Source organism: Pseudomonas sp. A39, from assembly GCF_058145955.1.
This window is the reverse complement of sequence record NZ_JBYVMD010000016.1, coordinates 86,994-107,607: the sequence shown is the minus strand read 5'-3', so window position 1 is coordinate 107,607 and position 20,614 is coordinate 86,994. Positions and strand designations below refer to the sequence as shown.

Sequence of the window (20,614 nt, the reverse complement as noted above, 5' to 3'; positions counted from 1 at the left end):
GGGAGTATACCCGATTCGGCCGCGCCACCATCCCCTGGAGCCTTATGCCACGCTGCTTTTGGTGTTCTGAAGATCCGCTGTACATGGCTTATCACGATCAGGAGTGGGGAACGCCGCTGCGCGATGCGCAGGGTCTGTTCGAGTTGCTTTTACTCGAAGGGTTCCAGGCGGGCCTGTCCTGGATCACCGTTTTACGCAAACGCGAGCATTATCGAAAGGTCTTGTTCGGTTTTGATGCGCAGCGGTTGGCAAAGCTGACCGATGCCGAAATTGAAGCGTTGATGCTGGATCCGGGCATCGTCCGCAATCGCCTCAAGCTGAACGCCACCCGCCGCAACGCCGCCGCCTGGCTGGCGCTGGAGGACCCGGTCGGGTTGCTCTGGTCCTTCGTCGGCGGCGTGCCCAAGGTCAATCATTTCAAGGACCGCAGCGAGGTCCCGGCGATTACGCCGGAGGCTGAAGCCATGAGCAAAGCCTTGAAAAAAGCCGGCTTTACCTTTGTCGGCCCAACCATCTGTTACGCGTTCATGCAGGCCTCGGGCATGGTCATGGACCACACCCAGGACTGCGACCGTTACGCGGACCTGGCCAACGCCGGTTAGAATGCCGGCTTTGCGCACCACACACACGATCAGGAGTGACCTGTGGAAAAGTTTAAAGGCGCCTTGCTGGTAGGCGCTCTTCGATTGTTTGCCTTGCTGCCCTGGCGCGCTGTCCAAGCGGTCGGTACGGCGATTGGCTGGATCATGTGGAAAACCCCCAACCGCTCCCGCGACACGGTGCGGATCAACCTGTCCAAATGCTTCCCCGATATGGACCCGGCTGCACGCGAGCGCCTGGTTGGCCAGAGCCTGAAGGACATCGGCAAGTCCCTCACCGAAAGCGCCTGCGCCTGGATTTGGCCGGCCCAGCGCTCCATCGACCTGGTACGCGAAGTCGAAGGCCTGGAAGTGCTGCACGAAGCCCTCGCCTCGGGCAAAGGCGTGGTCGGCATCACCAGCCACTTGGGCAATTGGGAAGTGCTGAACCACTTCTATTGCAGCCAGTGCAAACCGATCATTTTCTACCGGCCGCCGAAGCTCAAGGCAGTGGATGAGTTACTGCGCAAGCAGCGCGTGCAGTTGGGCAACCGCGTAGCGGCGTCGACCAAGGAAGGCATCCTCAGTGTGATCAAGGAAGTGCGCAAGGGCGGCCAGGTGGGAATCCCGGCCGATCCTGAGCCTGCTGAATCCGCCGGGATCTTCGTGCCGTTCTTCGCCACCCAGGCACTTACCAGCAAGTTCGTGCCGAACATGCTCGCCGGCCACAAGGCGGTGGGCGTATTCCTGCATGCGCTGCGGCTGCCGGATGGCTCGGGCTACAAAGTGATCCTGGAAGCGGCGCCGGAAGACATGTACAGCACCGACACCGCCACGTCCTGCGCAGCGATGAGCAAGGTGGTGGAGCGATATGTCGGCGCTTATCCGAGCCAGTACATGTGGAGCATGAAGCGCTTCAAGAAACGCCCACCGGGTGAAGAGCGGTGGTACTGACTCACCGGCAGTACAACACCCATGTGGGAGGGGGCTTGCTCCCGATGGCGGTGGTTCGGTCATATAGGCATCGACTGACACTGCGCTATCGGGAGCAAGCCCCCTCCCACATTTGCATCCCACTCAGGCTTGGCGGTCGAGTTTTCTCAGGAACACCGTCATCTCTTTCTCAGCCTGCTTGTCGCCATGGGCCTGGGCCGCTTCGATACCCTTCTCCCACGCCTGTCGCGCGGCGTCACCGTCACTCTGCGCTTGGTGAGCCTTGCCCAACAACTTCCACGCCGCCGAATACTTCGGATCGAACTCGACGCACTTCTGCAAATGCTCCGCCGCCTTGGCGTTGTCCTTCAGGTCTAGATAACCCTTGCCCAAACCAAACCGCAGCAGCGCGTTATCCACACCCTTGGCGAGCATTTTTTCCAGGGAATCGAGCATTTATTGTCACCTTGAGCGAAAGAAGGCTGTTGTGGCGAGGGAGCTTGCTCCCGCTCGAGTGCGAAGCGCTCGCAAAATCTATGGGACTGCTACGCAGTCCAACGGGAGCAAGCTCCCTCGCCACAGTGGAATACTCCGATTTAGAAGAAGCTCAACCCCACGTGGAACAGTTTCTCCACATCGCGGATATGTTTTTTATCCACCAGGAACAAGATCACATGGTCACCGGTGGCGATCACCGTGTCGTCGTGGGCAATGATCACTTCTTCATCACGAATGATCGCGCCAATGGTGGTGCCCGGTGGTAGGCCGATATCGCGGATTGCCTTGCCGATCACCTTGCTCGATTTCGAGTCACCGTGGGCAATCGCCTCGATGGCTTCCGCCGCGCCCCGACGCAGGGAGTGCACGCTGACGATATCGCCACGGCGTACGTGGGCCAGCAGGGTGCCGATGGTAGCCAACTGCGGGCTGATGGCGATGTCGATGTCACCGCCCTGGATCAAGTCCACATAGGCCGGGTTGTTGATGATGGTCATCACCTTCTTCGCCCCCAACCGCTTGGCCAGCAGCGACGACATGATGTTGGCTTCGTCATCGTTGGTCAGGGCCAGGAAGATATCGGCGTCGGCGATGTTTTCTTCCATCAGCAGGTCGCGGTCCGAGGCGCTGCCTTGCAGTACGACGCTGCTGTCCAGGGTGTCGGATAAATGCCGGCAGCGTGCCGGGCTCATCTCGATGATCTTCACCTGGTAGCGGCTTTCGATGGCTTCGGCCAAGCGCTCGCCGATCTGCCCGCCACCCGCGATGACGATGCGTTTGTAGGTCTCGTCGAGGCGGCGCATTTCGCTCATGACGGCGCGAATATTCGCCTTGGCGGCGATGAAAAACACCTCGTCGTCAGCCTCGATCACCGTATCGCCCTGGGGCAGGATCGGGCGGTCACGGCGGAAAATCGCCGCGACGCGGGTTTCCACATTCGGCATGTGTTCACGCAGCTGCCGTAGTTGCTGGCCCACCAGCGGGCCGCCGTAATAGGCCTTCACCGCGACCAGTTGCGCCTTGCCACCGGCAAAGTCGATCACCTGCAGGGCGCCGGGGATTTCGATCAGGCGCTTGATGTAGTGGGTGACCACTTGCTCCGGGCTGATCAACACGTCCACCGGAATCGCATCGTTGTCGAACAGGCCGGCGCGGGTCAGGTAGGCCGCTTCGCGCACACGGGCGATCTTGGTCGGCGTGTGGAACAGCGTGTGGGCAACCTGGCAGGCGACCATGTTGGTTTCATCGCTGTTGGTCACGGCGACAAGCATGTCGGCATCATCCGCACCCGCTTGGCGCAGCACCGTCGGGAAAGACGCGCGGCCCTGCACCGTACGGATGTCCAGGCGGTCGCCGAGGTTGCGCAGGCGCTCGGCATCGGTGTCGACCACGGTGATGTCGTTCGCTTCGCTGGCCAAATGTTCAGCCAGCGTACCGCCGACCTGCCCTGCCCCAAGGATGATGATTTTCATCCGGTCACTCCCTTAAAACCATTCAGCCGCGCGCGGCGGCGATCTTGATCAGTTTGGCGTAGTAGAAGCCATCGTGTCCGCCTTCTTGCGCGAGCAATTGGCGGCCGTGGGGCTGCTTGATGCCGGCTGTGGTGGCAAGGTCCAGTTCCCGTGCGCCGCTGGTACGGGCGAGAAAGGCTTCGATCACCTCGGTGTTTTCGGTCGGCAAGGTGGAGCAGGTGGCGTAAAGCAGGATGCCGCCGACGTCCAGGGTCGGCCACAGTGCGTCGAGCAACTCGCCTTGCAGTGCGGCCAGGGCGGCGATGTCGTCGGGTTGGCGGGTGAGCTTGATGTCCGGGTGGCGACGGATCACACCGGTGGCTGAGCACGGCGCATCAAGCAGGATGCGCTGGAACGGTTTGCCGTCCCACCAGGTGGCAGTGTCGCGGCCGTCGGCAGCGATCAGCTCGGCGCTGAGGCCCAGACGGGCGAGGTTTTCCCGCACGCGTACCAGGCGCTTGGCTTCCAGGTCGACAGCGACCACCCCGGCCAGGTTTTTTTCGACTTCCAGGATGTGGCAGGTCTTGCCGCCCGGTGCGCAGCAGGCGTCGAGCACGCGTTGGCCGGGCGCCAGGTCGAGCAGGTCGGCGGCCAGTTGCGCCGCTTCGTCCTGCACGCTGATCCAGCCTTCGGCAAAGCCCGGCAGGCTGCGGACGTCGGCGGCGGCTTCCAATACGATGCCGTCGACGCTGTACACGCACGGCGTGGCGTTGATACCGGCAGTGGTGAGCAGTTGCAGGTAGGCGTCACGGCTGTGGTGACGACGGTTGACCCGCAAAATCATCGGCGGGTGCGCATTGTTCGCCGCGCAGATGGCTTCCCATTGCTCAGGCCAGAACGCCTTCAGGGACTTTTGCAGCCAGCGCGGGTGGGCGGTGCGCACCACGGGGTCATGTTCCAGCTCGGCCAGCAGCGCTTCGCTTTCGCGCTGGGCGCGGCGCAGTACGGCGTTGAGCAAGGCTTTGGCCCAAGGCTTTTTCAGCTTGTCGGCGCAACCGACCGTCTCGCCGATCGCGGCGTGAGCGGGTACGCGGGTGTAGAGCAATTGGTAGAGGCCGACCAGCAGCAGCGCTTCGACATCCGCATCGGCCGCCTTGAAGGGTTTCTGCAACAACTTGGCCGACAGCGCCGACAAGCGTGGCTGCCAGCGCGCCGTGCCAAAGGCCAGGTCCTGGGTGAAGCCGCGATCGCGGTCTTCGACCTTGTCCAACTGCGTGGGCAACGAACTGTTCAGCGACGCCTTGCCGTTGAGGACGGCGGCGAGAGCCTTGGCGGCGGCCAGACGTGGGTTCATTGGGCTACCACTCCAAGGACGGTGCCCAGGGCGAATTTCTCACGACGGCTGTTGAACAAATCGCTGAAATTAAGCGCCTTGCCGCCAGGCAATTGCAGACGGGTCAGGCACAGCGCTTGTTCACCGCAAGCGACCAACAGGCCGTCCTTGCTGGCGCCGATGATTTCACCGGGAGCGCCTGCGCCCTGGGCGAGGGTCGCGGCCAGCACTTTCAAGGCTTCGCCGTTGAGCGTGCTGTGGCAGATCGGCCACGGGTTGAAGGCGCGTACCAGGCGCTCCAGTTCCACGGCCGGGCGGCTCCAGTCGATGCGTGCTTCGTCTTTGTTCAGCTTGTGGGCGTAGGTGGCCAGGCTATCGTCCTGGACCTCGCCTTCCAAGGTGCCGGCAGCCAGGCCGGCGATGGCTTGGATCACGGCAGGCGGGCCCAGCTCGGCGAGGCGGTCGTGCAAGCTGCCACCGGTGTCTGCGGCGGTGATCGGGGTGGTGACTTTCAGCAGCATCGGGCCGGTGTCCAGGCCCGCCTCCATGCGCATTACGGTCACGCCGCTCTCGCTGTCACCGGCCTCGACGGCACGTTGGATCGGCGCCGCACCGCGCCAACGTGGCAGCAATGACGCATGGCTGTTGATGCAACCCAGGCGCGGGATATCCAGTACCGCTTGCGGCAGGATCAAACCGTACGCCACGACCACCAGCAAGTCCGGGTTCAGCGCTGCCAGCTCGGCCTGGGCCTCGGCGTTGCGCAAGGTCGGTGGTTGCAGCACGGGAATGTTGTGCTCCAGCGCCAACTGCTTCACCGGGCTCGGCATCAGTTTTTGCCCGCGCCCGGCCGGGCGATCCGGCTGGGTGTACACCGCGACAACGTCATGAGGGCTGGTGAGCAGCGCCTTGAGGTGTTCGGCGGCAAATTCGGGGGTACCGGCAAAAACAATGCGCAGTGGCTCGGTCATGGGAGGTCTCGGTTAAAAGCAGTCACAAAAGAAAAAGGCTTGCCGCAGCAAGCCTTTGGAAGGGGGCATCAAGCTTGCTGGCGATGCTTTTTTTCCAGCTTCTTCTTGATCCGGTCGCGCTTGAGCGTGGACAGGTAGTCGACAAACAGCTTGCCATTGAGGTGGTCGCATTCGTGCTGGATGCACACTGCCAGCAGGCCTTCGGCGATCAGTTCGAACGGCTTGCCGTCGCGGTCCAGGGCCTTGATTTTCACGCGCAGCGGGCGTTCGACGTTCTCGTAGAACTCCGGCACCGACAGGCAGCCTTCCTGGTATTCGCCCATCTCGTCGGTCAGCGGTTCGAACTCTGGGTTGATGTACACCCTTGGTTCGCTGCGATCTTCCGACAGGTCCATGACCACGACGCGAAGATGCACGTTGACCTGGGTCGCGGCGAGGCCGATGCCCGGCGCTTCATACATTGTTTCAAACATGTCATCGACCAACTGACGAACCTTGTCGTCCACTACGGCCACCGGTTTGGCGATCGTGCGCAGGCGCGAGTCGGGGAATTCGAGGATGTTCAAAATAGCCATAAGCGTAATTGCTGCACATGTGAGGTAGAGGCAAATCGGCGTTGGGATGGACCCAAACAGCCGGTGTGAAACGTCCCGAGGCCGCGAAGGCTCTGGCATTTCACGCGAACGCACATAATAAAGGAGATTCACCCCATGAGGAAATCGCTACTCGTCTTGCTGCTGTGGGCCCCGCTTGCTATGGCCCCGCTTGCCATGGCCTTCGTGCCGCAGCCCGCCCAGCGCCTGGATCAACCGACGCAACAGGCCATCCAGCGCTTTTTACTGCATAACCGCATTCTTGATTCGCCCCACGACCTGGACAGCGCACCCTACATCGTCGCCGCGGATGCTGGCCGAGTGCTGGGCGCGAATGGCGAGCAAGTGTATGCCCGGGGCGTCCTGGACGCTTCCCAGCCAAGTTATGAAATATTCCGGCGAGGCAAGACCTACACCGACCCGCAAACCCGAGAGCTGTTGGGCATCAATGCCGACGACATCGGCACTGCCCGGTTCGTAACGGCGGGCGACCTCACCACCCTGGCCGTGCAGCGGATCACCCAGGAAGTGCGCCCCGGTGATCGCCTGCTGCGCGCGCAATCTTTCGTCGACCCGGCAACCCTTGCGGTCACGCCTACAGCGCCGTTCATCGAAGGGCAAATCATCGATATCCCCAAGGGTGTCACCCAGATTGGCGTACTCGACGCGATAACCCTGAATAAAGGCCGCCGCGACGGCTTGGTTGAGGGCCAACTGCTCAACGTGATCAAGACCGGCGCCAGCGTACGCGACAGCCTGACGGGCGCGCCAACCCAACTTCCTGATGAACGCGCCGGCACCCTGCTGGTGTTTCGCACCTACGAAAAGCTCAGCTACGCCCTGGTGCTCAGTGCCTCACGGCCGCTGGCCGTGACGGACCGTTTCGAGACTGCCCATCAAACACAATAAATAGCCTGCTAAATAAGTTACCAACAGAGTTATCCACAGCTTGTTCCGGTCAAGGATGATCAAATGAATCCGATAAACTGTCATGAAATATCCCCGTCAGAACTGGAAGCCCGACTACGCTTGCACAGGCTGCCTGAGCTGGGTCCGAAGCGTTTTCGCTTACTGATCGAAGCCTTCGGGTCTGCGTCAAAGGCCATCAGCGCGCCTGCCAGTGCCTGGCGTTCGTTGGGGGTACCAGCCATCAGTGCCGATGCCCGGCGCAGCCATGAAGTCCGCGACGGTGCCAGTGCGGCATTAGCCTGGCTGGCGTGTCAGGGCCAGCATTTGCTGATGTGGGACCAGCCGGACTACCCCGCGCTGCTCGCCCAGATTGATGACGCGCCACCGCTGTTATTTGTCGCTGGCGACCCTCTGATTCTGGAAAAACCGCAACTGGCGATGGTCGGCAGTCGCCGTGCTTCTCGCCCCGGCATGGACACGGCGGCTGCGTTTTCCCGCAGTTTGGCGAGCGCCGGTTTTGTCATCACCAGCGGTCTTGCATTAGGCATCGACGGCGCAGCCCATCAAGCGGCATTGGATGTGGGCGGCCAGACAATCGGCGTGCTCGGCACCGGGCTCGAAAATTTTTATCCACAGCGCCACAAACGGCTGGCGGCGGCGATGATTGATCAGGGCAGCGCCGTGGTTTCCGAGTTTCCCTTGGACGCCCCGCCCCAGGCCGGCAACTTTCCCAGGCGGAATCGGATCATCAGTGGCCTGTCCCTGGGCGTGCTGGTGGTGGAAGCCAGCATGGCCAGTGGTTCGCTGATCACTGCGAAACTGGCGGCCGAACAGGGGCGCGAGGTGTATGCGATCCCCGGCTCCATTCATCATCCCGGCGCCAAGGGCTGTCACCAGTTGATCCGCGATGGCGCCGTGTTGGTGGAAACCATCGAGCACATCCTGGAGGGCTTGCGCGGTTGGCAGGCGCTGTCGCGCCCTACGCCGATGCCGGTTGTGCATCCTCTGGTGGCGCTGCTGCACGCGGCGCCCCATACCAGTGAAGGCCTGGCGATTGCCAGCGGTAGGTCGTTGTCCCACGTGTTGGCGACCCTTACCGAGCTGGAGCTGGAAGGCCAAGTCATCTGCGAAAGCGGGCGCTGGCTTGCGCGCTGCTAGGTTTTGTAACGAAGATCGGTAAACTGCGCAGAGCTTTAGTCTGGAGAGTCAACAATGGTCAACCGGTGGCGTGTGCTGGAAACCGCACGAGAAATTCGCGCAGGCGCGGTGATTGCCTATCCAACCGAAGCGGTTTGGGGCCTGGGCTGCGATCCGTGGAACGAAGAAGCAGTGGACCGTTTGCTCGCCATCAAGAACCGTTCGGTGGACAAGGGCCTGATCCTGGTGGCGGACAACATCCGTCAGTTCGACTTCCTGTTCGAAGACTTCCCGCAGGATTGGATCGACCGCATGGCCAGCACTTGGCCTGGGCCGAACACCTGGCTGGTGCCTCATCAGGGCCTGCTGCCGGAATGGGTGACAGGTGTGCACGACACCGTGGCGGTGCGGGTCACTGACCATCCGCTGGTGCGGGATCTGTGCTCGCTGGTGGGGCCGTTGATTTCCACCTCGGCCAACCCTCAAGGCCGCCCGGCTGCCCGCACACGGATTCGCGTGGAGCAGTATTTCCGTGGGCAGGTGGATCTGGTGTTGGGTGGCGCCCTGGGTGGGCGCAAGAACCCGAGCTTGATTCGCGATCTGGTGACGGGTGAGGTGGTGCGGCCTTCGTAGCGCTTTTGTGGCGAGGGCGCTTGCTCCCATTGGCCTGCGAAGCAGGCCCAAAGCCAGCGAATGCGGTTTATCTGAAAAAACATCATCGCCTGTTTTGGGGCCGCTTCGCGGCCCAACGGGAGCAAGCTCCCTCGCCACAAGGGGCAGTCAAGGCAGCAAAATTGTTGAGCCTGTGGTCCGGCGCCCCGACAACTCCGTCTGCGCCTTCGCCGCATCCGCCAGCGCATACCGCTGGTTGATATCAATGCGCACCTTGCCGCTCTTGATCATCGAGAACAGGTCATCCGCCATCGCTTGCAGGTTCTGCGGGTTGTTGGCATAGGTCGCCAGGGTCGGTCGGGTGACGTACAGCGAGCCTTTGGCCGACAGAATCCCCAAGTTCACCCCATCCACTGCGCCTGACGCATTACCGAAGCTCACCACGAGCCCACGTGGCGCCACGCAGTCCAGCGATGTCAGCCAGGTGTCCTTGCCGACGCCGTCGTACACCACCGGCACCTTTTTGCCGTCAGTCAACTCCAGCACGCGCTGTGCGACATCTTCCTTGCTGTAGTTGATCGTTTCCCAGGCACCGAGGGCTTTGGCCACTGCGGCTTTTTCCGGCGAACTCACGGTACCGATCAACTTCACGCCCAGGGCCTTGGCCCATTGGCAGGCCAGCGATCCCACGCCACCGGCAGCGGCGTGGAACAGGATGGTTTCACCGGCCTTCACTTCGTAGGTCTGGCGCAGCAGATACTGCACGGTCAGGCCCTTGAGCATGGCGCCGGCGGCTTGTTCGAAGCTGATGTCGTCCGGCAGGTGCACCAGATTGGCGGCGGGCAACACGTGCAGTTGGCTGTAGGCACCCAGCGGGCCGCTGCCATAGGCCACGCGGTCGCCGACCTTGAATTGGGTGACTTCGCTGCCAACCGCGTCGACCACACCGGCGCCCTCTGCGCCCAACCCCGATGGCAATGCGGGCGGGGCGTACAGACCGCTGCGGAAATAGGTGTCGATGAAGTTCAGGCCGATCGCCTCATTACGCACGCGCACCTGCTGCGGGCCCGGCTCCGCCGGGGTGTAGTCCACATACTCAAGCACTTCGGGGCCGCCATGGGCGCTGAACTGGATACGTTTTGCCATCTGCCTTCTCCTTGGGTCGAATTCGCGTAGCCCACTATCCCACTCCTAAGCTTGATCTTCGTCAACTGCGGCGCAATGGGGTGCAGTGGTATCCTGTGCGCCCATTTGCCGCCGATGCCCAATGGCCTCGCGTAGCTTTGCCCGATTCAAGGTGATGCCATGACTACCCGCACCGAGGCTGTAAAGGCCTACCTGCTTGACCTGCAAGACCGCATTTGCAGCGCCCTGGAAACCTTCGAGACGGACACTCGCTTTATCGAAGACGCCTGGACCCGGCCAGCTGGCGGCGGTGGTCGCACCCGTGTGATCGAAAGCGGTTCGGTGATCGAAAAAGGCGGCGTTAACTTTTCCCACGTGTTTGGCAGCGGTCTCCCACCCTCGGCCAGCGCGCACCGGCCTGAGCTGGCCGGCCGTGGCTTTGAGGCCCTGGGCGTGTCGCTGGTGATCCACCCGCACAACCCTCACGTCCCCACGTCCCACGCCAACGTACGGTTCTTCATCGCCGAAAAAGAAGGCGAAGAGCCGGTGTGGTGGTTTGGGGGCGGCTTCGACCTCACGCCTTACTACGGCAACGAAGAAGACTGCATCCACTGGCACCGCGTGGCCGAGCAGGCCTGTGCGCCGTTCGGTCCGGACGTGTACTCACGCTACAAGGCATGGTGCGACACCTACTTCCATATCAAGCACCGCAACGAACCGCGCGGCATCGGCGGCCTGTTCTTCGATGACTTGAACGAGTGGGACTTCGACACCTGCTTCGCCTTCATCCGCGCCATCGGCGACGCGTACATCGATGCTTACCTGCCGATCGTGCAACGCCGTAAGGCTATGGCCTATACCGAGCAACAGCGTCAGTTCCAAGAGTTTCGCCGCGGCCGCTACGTTGAATTCAACCTGGTCTACGACCGTGGCACCCTGTTCGGCCTGCAGTCGGGCGGGCGCACCGAGTCGATCCTGATGTCGCTGCCGCCGCAAGTGCGCTGGAGCTACGACTGGAAGGCCGAGGTCGGCAGCGAAGAAGCGCGCCTTACCGACTACTTCCTGCAAGACCGCGACTGGCTGGGCCTTACTGCGCCTAAGGCGGCGGTCTGATGGACCGTTATGTGGTGTTCGGCAACCCCATCGGCCACAGCAAGTCGCCGCTGATCCACCGTATGTTCGCCGAGCAGACCGGCGAGCAACTGGACTACAGCACCTTGCTGGCGCCTTTGGAGGATTTCACCGGCTGTGCCCGTAAGTTTTTTCAACAGGGTCGTGGCGCCAACGTCACCGTGCCGTTCAAGGAAGACGCCTACCACCTGGCCGACATCCTCACCGAACGAGCTCAACGCGCTGGCGCGGTGAATACCCTGAGCAAGCGGCCCGACGGTAGCCTGCTGGGCGACAACACCGACGGCGCCGGCCTGGTGCGCGACCTCAAGGTCAACGCCGGGCTGAGCCTGCGAGGCAAGCGCATCCTGCTGCTGGGCGCCGGTGGCGCGGTACGTGGCGCGCTGGAGCCGTTACTGGCCGAGCAGCCTGCCTCGCTGATCATCGCCAACCGCACCGTGGAAAAGGCCGAGTTGCTCGCCGAGTTGTTCGACGATCTGGGCCCGGTGTCTGCCAGCGGTTTCGATTGGCTGCGTGAGCCGGTGGACGTGATCATCAACGCCACGTCCGCCAGCCTGTCAGGCGATGTACCGCCGATTGCCGGCAGCTTGATCGAACCGAGTAAGACGTTTTGCTACGACATGATGTATGCCAAGGAACCGACAGCGTTCTGCCGCTGGGCGACTGAACAAGGCGCGACGGTGGCGATGGATGGTTTAGGGATGTTGGTGGAACAGGCAGCGGAAGCGTTCTTCCTGTGGCGCGGTGTGCGTCCGAAGTCGGCGCCGGTGTTGGCCGAACTGCGCCGCCAATTGGCCTAACCTCAGTTCAACTGTGGGAGGGAGCAAGCCCCCTCCCACAGTTGAACTGCATTCAGTCTTGAAAGTGAATGGGGCATTGGTCGGCCCCTTCCAGTTTCCTCAACTCTTCCACCACTTGCGGCCTGGCCCGGCGCAACGTCAGGCTACGCCCCAAACCCTTCAAGCGCCGCGCCTCCTGGTGCAGCATCTCCACCCCGGAATAGTCGATAAAGTTGATCTGCTGCGCCTCGATCACCACCCGCTCGCCCTGTAAACGTTGGAGGCGCACTTGCAGGTAGTGGCTGGCGCCGAAAAAGATCGAGCCGCCCACCCGCAACACATCCTCATCGCCATCGCGCCATTGCTGAACCCGTGGTTGCGAGGTGCGCTTGAGGTAGAAGAACAGCGACGCCAGCACCCCGGCATAAATCGCGGTTTGCAGCTCCAAGAGCAAGGTGGCGACGCACGTCAGGCCCATCACCACAAACTCGGCGCGACTGACGCGGAACAACGCACGAATGCCGCGATGGTCCACCAACCCCCAGCAAATCAGCAGGATGCTCGCGGCCATGCTCGGGATCGGAATGTGTGCGATCAGCGCCGCACCAAACAATGCGAACAACGCCACCCACAGTGCGGAAAACACCCCGGCCAACGGCGAGCACGCGCCCGCCTCATAACTGAGGCCCGAGCGCGTAAACGAACCGGCTGACAAGTAGCCGGAGAAAAAGCCGCCAACGATATTGGATAAACCCTGCGCGCGAACCTCTTGGTTGGCATCGAGCAATTGTTGCGAACGCGCCGACAGCGAGCGGGCAATCGACAGGCTGGTCACCAGCCCGAGCATGCCCACCGCCACGGCGCTGGGCAGCAGGCGCAGGATCATGTCCAGGTCCATCGGCAACGGGCTGAACGGCGGCAGCTTGCCAATAAACGAACTGACCAGCGCCACATGCCCGAACATCGCCGGCCACAACCACGCCACCAGGCTGCCCAACGCCAGCGCGATCAACAGCGTCGGCCAGCGGGGCACCAGGTACTTGAGCAGTGCGCCCACCAGTAGAGTCCCCAGCCCGAGGGCAAGGGATGCATGGTCCCATTCGCCGCTGTGGTGGATCAGCGCCAGCAGGCTATTGATCGCCGTGGCCTGGCTCGGCAGATCCAGCCCCAACAGGTTGGGCAACTGCCCCAGGGCAATCACCACGGCGGCGCCCAGGGTGAAACCGAGCACCACCGAATGGGAGACGAAATTCACCAGCGCGCCGAAGCGCAGCATGCCCAGCAGCCACTGGAAAACCCCGGCGAGGAAGGTGAGCAGCAAAATCAGGGTGATGTAGTCCTGGGAGCCCGGCACGGCCAAGGGACTGACGCTGGCATACAGCACAATGGAAATCGCCGCCGTAGGCCCGCAGATCAGGTGCCAGGATGAACCCCAGAGGCACGCGATCAGCACCGGGATGATCGCAGCGTACAGGCCGTATTCGGGAGGCAGGCCGGCGATCAGTGCGTAGGCAATCGACTGTGGCAACGCGAGAACCGCGCCACTGAGGCCGACGATTGCATCCCGGCCGACGCTGGCGCGGGTTTGGCGCGGGAGCCAGCTGAGGAAGGGGAACAGTGTATGGCGGTTGGGCCGGGGCATCGCAGACTCGGTTTAAAGGTTTGGCGCAGAATATCAGTCCAGATCAGTTCCCGTGGGAGGGGGCTTGCCCCCTCCCACATCTGGATTGCATCACGCCTTAGAGTTTGGCTTTAACTGCAGAAAGTGCGTCTTTGCCGTCCAGTGTTTTTACACCCTCCAGCCACTTGTCCAATACCGCCGGGTTGGCTTTGATCCACGCCTTCGCCGCCTCGGCGTTGCTGACCTTGTTATTGGCCACCTGCGCCATGATTGCGTTCTCCATCTCCTGGGTAAAGCTCAGGTTGGTCAGCAATTTCCCTACATTCGGGCAGGCCTGTGCATAGCCCTTGCGGGTCAAGGTATACACACTGCCGGTGTCACCAAAATATTTCTCGCCACCCTTGAGGTAGTGCATTTTCAATTGCACGTTCATCGGGTGCGGAGTCCAGCCGAGGAAGGTCACGAATTTCTGCTTCTTAACAGCCCGTGATACTTCGGCGAGCATCGCCTGTTCGCTGGATTCCACCAGCTTCCACTGGCCGAGATCAAAGTCGTTTTTCTTAATGATTTCCTGCAACGAGATATTTGCAGGTGCACCGGAGCCGATGCCGTAGATCTTCTTGTCGAATTTGTCGGCAAATTTGTTTAAGTCGGCGAAGTCATGCACCCCGGCGTCCCACACATAGTCCGGCACGGCGAGGGTGAACTCGGTGCCGTCGAGGTTTTTCGCCAGTTGCACCACATCGCCATTAGCCACGAACTTGTCGTAGAAGCCTTGCTGCGCCGGCATCCAGTTACCCAGGAACACATCCACCTGGCCGTCCTTGAGCCCCCCGAAGGTGATCGGGACCGCGAGGGTGTCGACCTTGGCCTTGTAGCCCATGCCGGTCAGCAAAAAACCGGTGATGGCATTGGTGGCCGCGATATCGCTCCAGCCTGGATCGGCCATCTTTACCGTTTCGCAGCTGGCGTCCGCGTACACGTTGGCGCTACTCAGTACCAACATACCCAACACCACAGTTAACTTTTGCATGGCCTTCCCTCTGACTATTTATTGGTTTTGGCAGGGTTGTGGATAACGTGCCTTGCGCTCCAGGTCGTCGAGGTCGATGTGGTTGCGCATGTATTGCTGACTGGCGTCCACCAGTGGCTGGTGATCCCAGCTCTTCAGCTTGCCTTGGGTCAGTGCTTCAAACACCAGACGGCGGCGGCGTTGGCTGGCGAGCACCTGTTGGTGGATCGCCGGGATGTCCCATTTGGCCCGCGCCTCGTCCAGGAAGGCTGCAAACAGCGCCTGATGCGGCGGCGACTGGCTGAGTTCTTCCTGTTCCCGAGGGTCGTTGTGTACATCGAACAGTAGACAAGGGTCGTCTTCGCTGTAGATGAATTTGTACGCGCCACGGCGAATCATCATCAGCGGGCTGATGGTGCCTTCGGCCATGTATTCGCCGAACACCTCGTCGTGCCCGCCCTGCCCTTGCAGGTGCGGGACCAGCGAACGGCCGTCCAGCGGCAGGCGCGGGTCCAGCTCGCCGCCGGCCAGTTCCACCAGGGTCGGCAACAAGTCGGCGGTGGACACGGCTTTGGACACGCGGCCTGCCGCGAATTGCCCCGGCGCACTCACCAGCAGTGGCACGCGGGCGGCCATTTCAAACCAGTGCATTTTGTACCAGAGGCCGCGCTCGCCGAGCATGTCGCCGTGATCGCCGGAGAAGATGATGATCGTGTCGTCAGCCAGGCCGGTGTCTTCCAGGGTTTGCAGGAGCTTGCCGACATTGCTGTCGATGTAGCTGCACGCGCCGAAGTAGGCACGGCGGGCATCACGGATCTTATCCACAGGCAGCGGCTTGTCCCATAGGTCGTAGACCTTGAGCAGGCGCTGGGAGTGTGGATCGAGATCGCCTTGCGCGGGCGTTGTAGGCAAAGGGATGTCGGCGTCGTCGTACAGGTTCCAGAACGGCTTGGGAATCGTGTAGGGGTCGTGGGGGTGGGTCATCGACACGGTGAGGCAGAACGGCTGGTCGCCGTCCTCGCGGATATGGTCGAACAGGTACTGCTGGGCCTTGAACACCACCTCTTCGTCGAAATCCAGCTGGTTGGTGCGCACGCACGGCCCGGCTTGCAGCACCGACGACATGTTGTGGTACCAGGTGGGGCGCACGTCCGGCTCGTCCCAGTTGACGGCCCAGCCATAGTCGGCGGGATAGATGTCGCTGGTCAGGCGCTCTTCATAACCATGCAGTTGGTCTGGCCCGCAGAAATGCATCTTGCCCGATAATGCCGTGCGGTAACCGAGGCGGCGCAGGTAGTGGGCGTAGGTCGGCACATCGGCGGGGAAATCGGCGGCGTTGTCGTAGGCGCCGATCTTGCTCGGCAATTGCCCGCTCACCAGCGTAAAGCGCGAGGGTGCGCACAACGGGCTGTTGCAGTAGGCAGCCTCGAACACCACGCCCTGGGCGGCGAGGCGGCTCAGGTTCGGCAACTGGATCGGGGAAGGTCCGTAGAACGGCAGCATCGGCGCGGCCATTTGATCGGCCATGATGAAAAGAATGTTCTTGCGCTTCATGATCTATCGGCATTCCATAGGCGGTGTTTATGCGAATGAGCATGCAGCCCATGGAAAATGGGGTAAAGCCCACCCAAAGCAATGTCTAGGATAAGCACAGCTTATGTATAAAGCCCTCGGTGACCTGTCCCTCGATTTGCTGCGCGCGTTCGAAGCGGCAGCGCGTCACCGCAGTTTCACCGCCGCCGCGATGGAGCTGGGCACTACCCAGCCCGCGATCAGCCAGCAGATCAAGCGCCTGGAAGAACAGCTGGCGATCCGCCTGTTTGATCGCATCTACCGGGGCATCGAGCTGACCGATGCCGGCGCCCTGTTGTTCGAGCATGTGCAGGGCGGTTTGCAGGCCATCAACGCGGGCCTCAGCGCGATCACCCAGCAGGATCAGCACGAAGTGCTGCAAGTGGCCACCGACTTCGCGTTCGCCGCCTATTGGCTGATGCCGCGTTTGCATCGCTTTCACGCGGCCAACCCTCAGGTGGATGTGAGCCTGGTGACCAGCGAACGCAACCACGCCACGTTGCGCAGCGACATTGACGTGGCAGTGCTGTTTGGCGACGGGCGTTTCAAGCAGGGCGACAGCCTGTGGTTGTTCAACGAGGAAGTGTTCCCGGTGTGCAGCCCGCAGTGGCTGAAGGATCAGGCCACACCGCTGACTGTACAAAATTTGCACGATTTCCCCTTGCTGCACCTGCGCCAGGAAAATAACAGCCAGTGGTTCGACTGGAGCGGCGTGTTTCGCGAACTAGGCATCGCCACGGCGCCCACGCCCGGCCAACTGCGCTTCGACAACTACACTCTGCTGATCCAGGCCGCGATTGCCGGCCAGGGTGTGGCCATCGGCTGGCGCCATCTGGTGGATAACCTGTTGGAGCAGAACTGGCTGTGCCGACCGCTCAGCGACACCGTCATCTCGCGTTTCGGCTATTACGTGGTGCAGCCCCAGCGCAAACGCCGGGGGCAGCTGGTGGAGCGCTTTGTCGACTGGCTGGTGGCCGAGCAGGCCAGCAGCGCGCAGTCGCTGACCGGGCTGGCCCTGCCGTCGATTGCGGTCTAGCATCTGGCGCCTATTGGATTCGGAGTCCGTCATGCAACGTATCAAGGGTTACCACGCCCATATCTACTTCGACGCGAACACTATCGAACAGGCGCGCACCTTGTGCGAAGACGCCGCCAAGCTTTTCCCGCTGCGCATGGGGCGCGTGCACCAACGGCCGGTAGGCCCGCACCCGGACTGGAGCTGCCAGTTGGCGTTCGATGCCGAATACATCGGCGTGGTGCTGCCGTGGCTGGTCATCCATCGCAACGGGCTGGTGGTGTTCCTGCACCCGGATACCGGCGATGACCTGAAGGATCACACCGACTATGCCATCTGGATGGGCGCCATGCGGGAACTGAACTTGTCAGCCTTTTCCTGACTCTCATTTCCAAATCATCATCCCTAAATATGGGATTGATATTTATATATTGAGACTTCCTCGCGCGTAGGTTTATATTCGCTGCATCCGCTCAGAACTCAGGTGAAGCGATGCAGGCGCAATTGATCGCGCTCGATTGGGGGACCAGCTCCCTTCGTGCTTATAAACTCGGCCCCGCAGGCGTGGTGCTGGAACAGCGCTCGCTGGCGTGGGGCATCATGCATTTGCCCAGCGAGCCGCGGGTTATCGCTGGCGTTCACTGCAGCGATGGCTTCGAGTTGGCGTTCGATGCTGCCTGCGGCGATTGGCTCGACGCCGCGCCCACCCTGCCGGTGATCGCCTGTGGCATGGTCGGCAGCGCCCAGGGCTGGAGCGAAGCGGCCTACCGCAACACCCCGGTCGACGTGGCGAGCCTGGGCCAGGCCCTGCACCGGGTACGCAGCTTGCGTGGGGTCGACGTGCATATCGTGCCGGGTGTGATCGAGCAGGTTGGCTTGCCCAACGTGATGCGCGGCGAAGAAACCCAGGTATTAGGCGTGCTGCAAGGGCTGGGCGTCGATGGGTTGATCGGCCTGCCCGGCAGCCATTCCAAATGGGTCGAAGTGGTCGAAGGCTGCATCACCCACTTCGACACCTTCATGACCGGCGAGCTGTTCGCGGTGCTGAGCAAGCACAGCATCCTCGGGCGCACCCAGCAACCGTGCGAGCATTTCCAGGCCGAAGCCTTTGACCGAGGCGTGCATGTGGCGCTGTCGACGGACGGCGAGCGCGGTGTGCTGTCGACCCTGTTCAGTGCACGCACCCTCGGGCTCACTGGCGCACTCGCCCCCGACCAGCAGCCCGACTACCTCTCCGGGCTGCTGATTGGCCATGAACTCGCCGGCTTGCCCGGCAGCGCAAAACACACGCCGATCGTCCTGGTCGGCGCCGCTCCTCTCTGCGCCCGTTATCAACGCGCCCTTGCCCTTTGCGGCTTTGCCCACGTCAGCCTGGCGCAGGAAGCCACCGAGCGTGGCCTGTGGCAACTGGCCGTGGCGGCCGGGCTCACTCAACCTGTATCGGAGGCCTGACATGCTCAAGCAAGCACTCGCGCAAAACGGTTTGATCGCCATCCTGCGCGGCATCCGCCCGGACGAAGCCGAGGCCGTTGGCCAGGTGCTGTACCAGGCCGGGTTTCGCGTGATCGAAGTTCCGCTGAATTCGCCTGACCCTTACACCAGCATCCGCACCCTGCGCGACAGCCTGCCCGCCGATTGCCTGATCGGTGCCGGTACGGTGTTGCTGCCTGAGCAGGTCGAGCAGGTGAAGGCGGCCGGTGGCCAGGTGATCGTAATGCCTCACAGCGATGCCAAGGTGTTGCGTGCCGCGAAAGCGGCGGGGCTGTTCCTGTCGCCGGGCGTGGCGACGCCGACCGAAGCCTTCGCCGCATTGGCCGAAGGCGCCGACGTATTGAAGCTGTTTCCGGCTGAGCAAATGGGCCCGGCGGTGATCAAGGCGTGGCTGGCGGTATTGCCGGCCGGCACCTTGCTGCTGCCGGTGGGTGGCATCACCCCGGACAACATGCAGGTGTTCATCGACGCCGGCGCCAAAGGTTTCGGGCTGGGTTCCGGGTTGTTTAAACCGGGTATGACAGTGGATCAGGTAGCGAGCCGCGCCCAGGCTTATGTCGCCGCCTGGAAAGCCCTGAGCTGACTTCAAGTTCCGCGCCCACAGGCGCCGCATCTATAAGAGAGATAACAGATGAAAATCACCAAACTGACGACCTTCATCGTCCCGCCGCGCTGGTGCTTCCTCAAGGTCGAGACCGACCAGGGCGTGACCGGCTGGGGTGAGCCCGTGGTCGAGGGCCGCGCCCACACCGTGGCAGCTGCCGTCGAAGAGCTGTCCGACTACCTGATCGGCAAAGACCCCCGCAATATCGAAGACATCTGGACCGTACTCTATCGTGGCGGCTTCTACCGGGGCGGTGCCGTGCACATGAGCGCCCTCGCCGGTATCGACCAGGCGCTGTGGGACATCAAGGGCAAGGCCCTCGGCGTTTCCGTCAGCGACCTGCTCGGTGGCCAGGTGCGCGACAAGATTCGCGTGTACTCGTGGATCGGCGGCGACCGCCCGGCCGACACCGCCCGCGCCGCTCAAGAGGCCGTGGCCCGTGGCTTCACGGCGGTAAAAATGAACGGCACCGAAGAACTGCAATTCGTCGACAGCTTCGAAAAAGTCGACCTGGCCCTGGCCAACGTGGCCGCCGTGCGTGATGCCGTGGGCCCCAACGTCGGTATCGGCGTCGACTTCCATGGCCGGGTGCACAAACCCATGGCCAAGGTGCTGATGAAGGAGCTGGACCCGTACAAGCTGATGTTTATCGAAGAGCCGGTGCTCAGCGAAAACTACGAAGCGTTGAAAGAACTGGCACCGCTGACCAGCACGCCGATTGCCCTGGGCGAACGCCTGTTTTCGCGCTGGGACTTCAAGCGCGTGCTCAGCGAAGGTTACGTCGACATCATTCAGCCGGATGCGTCCCACGCCGGTGGCATCACCGAAACCCGCAAGATCGCCAACATGGCCGAAGCCTACGACGTGGCCCTGGCCCTCCACTGCCCGCTGGGCCCGATTGCCTTGGCAGCCTGCCTGCAACTGGACGCGGTCTGCTACAACGCGTTTATCCAGGAGCAAAGCCTGGGCATTCACTACAACGAGAGCAATGACCTGCTCGACTATGTGAAAGATCCGCGAGTCTTCGACTACGACAAAGGCTTCGTGAAGATCCCTAACGGGCCAGGCCTGGGCATTGAGATCAACGAGGAATACGTGATCGAACGCGCGGCCATCGGCCACCGCTGGCGCAACCCGATCTGGCGCCACGCCGACGGCAGCTTCGCCGAGTGGTGATTTTCCTCTGAACAAACGCGGTTAGAGAATGTGGGAGGGGGCAAGCCCCCTCCCACATTTACCTCGTTTCTTC

At 62.1% G+C, this 20,614-nt stretch carries 21 protein-coding genes; 12 read left to right on the top strand and 9 right to left on the bottom strand.

The features are described from left to right. Window positions 1-44: 44 nt before the first annotated feature. The gene (locus tag AC3ZU9_RS14995) at window positions 45-602 is read left to right on the top strand and encodes a DNA-3-methyladenine glycosylase I (protein WP_012721460.1); all 558 of its coding nucleotides are present in this window, start codon (window positions 45-47) and stop codon (window positions 600-602) included. A gap of 42 nt (window positions 603-644) precedes the next feature. Next, window positions 645-1,532 (top strand): lysophospholipid acyltransferase, encoded by an 888-nt coding sequence (locus AC3ZU9_RS14990; RefSeq protein WP_012721461.1) that lies wholly within the window; start codon window positions 645-647, stop codon window positions 1,530-1,532. A gap of 123 nt (window positions 1,533-1,655) precedes the next feature. Here the strand turns inward: AC3ZU9_RS14990 and AC3ZU9_RS14985 are convergent, their stop codons facing one another. The 5 genes from AC3ZU9_RS14985 to def form a co-directional block, all read right to left on the bottom strand. Then, on the bottom strand, window positions 1,656-1,967 hold the full coding sequence (locus AC3ZU9_RS14985) for a tetratricopeptide repeat protein (protein WP_102061243.1): 312 nt from the start codon (window positions 1,965-1,967) through the stop codon (window positions 1,656-1,658). A gap of 140 nt (window positions 1,968-2,107) precedes the next feature. Continuing rightward, window positions 2,108-3,481 (bottom strand): Trk system potassium transporter TrkA, encoded by a 1,374-nt coding sequence (trkA, locus tag AC3ZU9_RS14980; protein ID WP_012721463.1) that lies wholly within the window; start codon window positions 3,479-3,481, stop codon window positions 2,108-2,110. A gap of 22 nt (window positions 3,482-3,503) precedes the next feature. Continuing rightward, a complete protein-coding gene (rsmB, locus tag AC3ZU9_RS14975) occupies window positions 3,504-4,814 on the bottom strand; it encodes a 16S rRNA (cytosine(967)-C(5))-methyltransferase RsmB (RefSeq protein ID WP_102061244.1) in 1,311 nt (436 codons plus the stop codon). Continuing rightward, entirely contained in the window at window positions 4,811-5,764 is a 954-nt protein-coding gene (gene fmt / locus AC3ZU9_RS14970; RefSeq protein ID WP_102061245.1) for a methionyl-tRNA formyltransferase, read from the bottom strand. Before fmt ends, rsmB begins: the two co-directional genes overlap by 4 nt. 68 nt (window positions 5,765-5,832) lie before the next feature. After that, window positions 5,833-6,339 (bottom strand): peptide deformylase, encoded by a 507-nt coding sequence (gene def / locus AC3ZU9_RS14965; protein WP_005783383.1) that lies wholly within the window; start codon window positions 6,337-6,339, stop codon window positions 5,833-5,835. Between the two features lie 135 nt (window positions 6,340-6,474). Here def and AC3ZU9_RS14960 point away from each other — a divergent pair, with 135 nt between their 5' ends. From AC3ZU9_RS14960 to tsaC, 3 genes are all read left to right on the top strand, one after another. Beyond that, window positions 6,475-7,266 (top strand): peptidoglycan-binding protein, encoded by a 792-nt coding sequence (locus AC3ZU9_RS14960; RefSeq protein WP_490090897.1) that lies wholly within the window; start codon window positions 6,475-6,477, stop codon window positions 7,264-7,266. Window positions 7,267-7,329: 63 nt separating this feature from the next. Continuing rightward, window positions 7,330-8,424 carry a DNA-processing protein DprA gene (dprA, locus tag AC3ZU9_RS14955; RefSeq protein ID WP_102061247.1) on the top strand — a complete coding sequence of 365 codons (1,095 nt, stop codon included), beginning with the start codon at window positions 7,330-7,332 and terminating at the stop codon, window positions 8,422-8,424. Between the two features lie 54 nt (window positions 8,425-8,478). Continuing rightward, window positions 8,479-9,036 (top strand): L-threonylcarbamoyladenylate synthase type 1 TsaC, encoded by a 558-nt coding sequence (gene tsaC, locus AC3ZU9_RS14950; protein ID WP_012721468.1) that lies wholly within the window; start codon window positions 8,479-8,481, stop codon window positions 9,034-9,036. Between the two features lie 147 nt (window positions 9,037-9,183). On the opposite strand, the gene AC3ZU9_RS14945 is transcribed toward tsaC, so the two are convergent. Beyond that, window positions 9,184-10,161: an NADPH:quinone reductase gene (locus tag AC3ZU9_RS14945; RefSeq protein ID WP_046035865.1), complete on the bottom strand. Its 978-nt coding sequence runs from the start codon at window positions 10,159-10,161 to the stop codon at window positions 9,184-9,186. Between the two features lie 159 nt (window positions 10,162-10,320). Between AC3ZU9_RS14945 and hemF the strand changes: the two genes are divergently transcribed. Both hemF and aroE read left to right on the top strand, forming a co-directional pair. Continuing rightward, window positions 10,321-11,253 (top strand): oxygen-dependent coproporphyrinogen oxidase, encoded by a 933-nt coding sequence (gene hemF, locus AC3ZU9_RS14940; RefSeq protein ID WP_122811693.1) that lies wholly within the window; start codon window positions 10,321-10,323, stop codon window positions 11,251-11,253. Continuing rightward, window positions 11,253-12,071: a shikimate dehydrogenase gene (gene aroE, locus AC3ZU9_RS14935; protein WP_122811692.1), complete on the top strand. Its 819-nt coding sequence runs from the start codon at window positions 11,253-11,255 to the stop codon at window positions 12,069-12,071. Before hemF ends, aroE begins: the two co-directional genes overlap by 1 nt. A gap of 52 nt (window positions 12,072-12,123) precedes the next feature. Here the strand turns inward: aroE and AC3ZU9_RS14930 are convergent, their stop codons facing one another. The 3 genes from AC3ZU9_RS14930 to betC form a co-directional block, all read right to left on the bottom strand. Beyond that, on the bottom strand, window positions 12,124-13,692 hold the full coding sequence (locus tag AC3ZU9_RS14930) for a SulP family inorganic anion transporter (protein ID WP_046035866.1): 1,569 nt from the start codon (window positions 13,690-13,692) through the stop codon (window positions 12,124-12,126). Window positions 13,693-13,789: 97 nt separating this feature from the next. Further along, window positions 13,790-14,704, bottom strand: coding sequence for a choline ABC transporter substrate-binding protein (choX, locus tag AC3ZU9_RS14925; protein WP_102061249.1), 915 nt, complete (start codon window positions 14,702-14,704; stop codon window positions 13,790-13,792). Between the two features lie 18 nt (window positions 14,705-14,722). After that, entirely contained in the window at window positions 14,723-16,237 is a 1,515-nt protein-coding gene (betC, locus tag AC3ZU9_RS14920; RefSeq protein WP_012721474.1) for a choline-sulfatase, read from the bottom strand. A 103-nt stretch (window positions 16,238-16,340) separates the two neighbouring features. Here betC and AC3ZU9_RS14915 point away from each other — a divergent pair, with 103 nt between their 5' ends. The 5 genes from AC3ZU9_RS14915 (at window position 16,341) to dgoD (ending at window position 20,541) form a co-directional block, all read left to right on the top strand. Then, entirely contained in the window at window positions 16,341-17,291 is a 951-nt protein-coding gene (locus AC3ZU9_RS14915) for a choline sulfate utilization transcriptional regulator (RefSeq protein WP_490090896.1), read from the top strand. A gap of 31 nt (window positions 17,292-17,322) precedes the next feature. Beyond that, window positions 17,323-17,652 (top strand): DOPA 4,5-dioxygenase family protein, encoded by a 330-nt coding sequence (locus AC3ZU9_RS14910; RefSeq protein ID WP_043204594.1) that lies wholly within the window; start codon window positions 17,323-17,325, stop codon window positions 17,650-17,652. Window positions 17,653-17,762: 110 nt separating this feature from the next. Beyond that, complete coding sequence (locus tag AC3ZU9_RS14905; RefSeq protein WP_012721477.1) at window positions 17,763-18,722, top strand: 2-dehydro-3-deoxygalactonokinase; 960 nt, start codon at window positions 17,763-17,765, stop codon at window positions 18,720-18,722. A gap of 1 nt (window position 18,723) precedes the next feature. Beyond that, window positions 18,724-19,344, top strand: coding sequence for a 2-dehydro-3-deoxy-6-phosphogalactonate aldolase (locus AC3ZU9_RS14900; protein ID WP_046035868.1), 621 nt, complete (start codon window positions 18,724-18,726; stop codon window positions 19,342-19,344). A 48-nt stretch (window positions 19,345-19,392) separates the two neighbouring features. Then, window positions 19,393-20,541, top strand: a complete 1,149-nt coding sequence (gene dgoD, locus AC3ZU9_RS14895; RefSeq protein ID WP_012721479.1) for a galactonate dehydratase — start codon at window positions 19,393-19,395, stop codon at window positions 20,539-20,541. Window positions 20,542-20,614 lie beyond the last annotated feature (73 nt).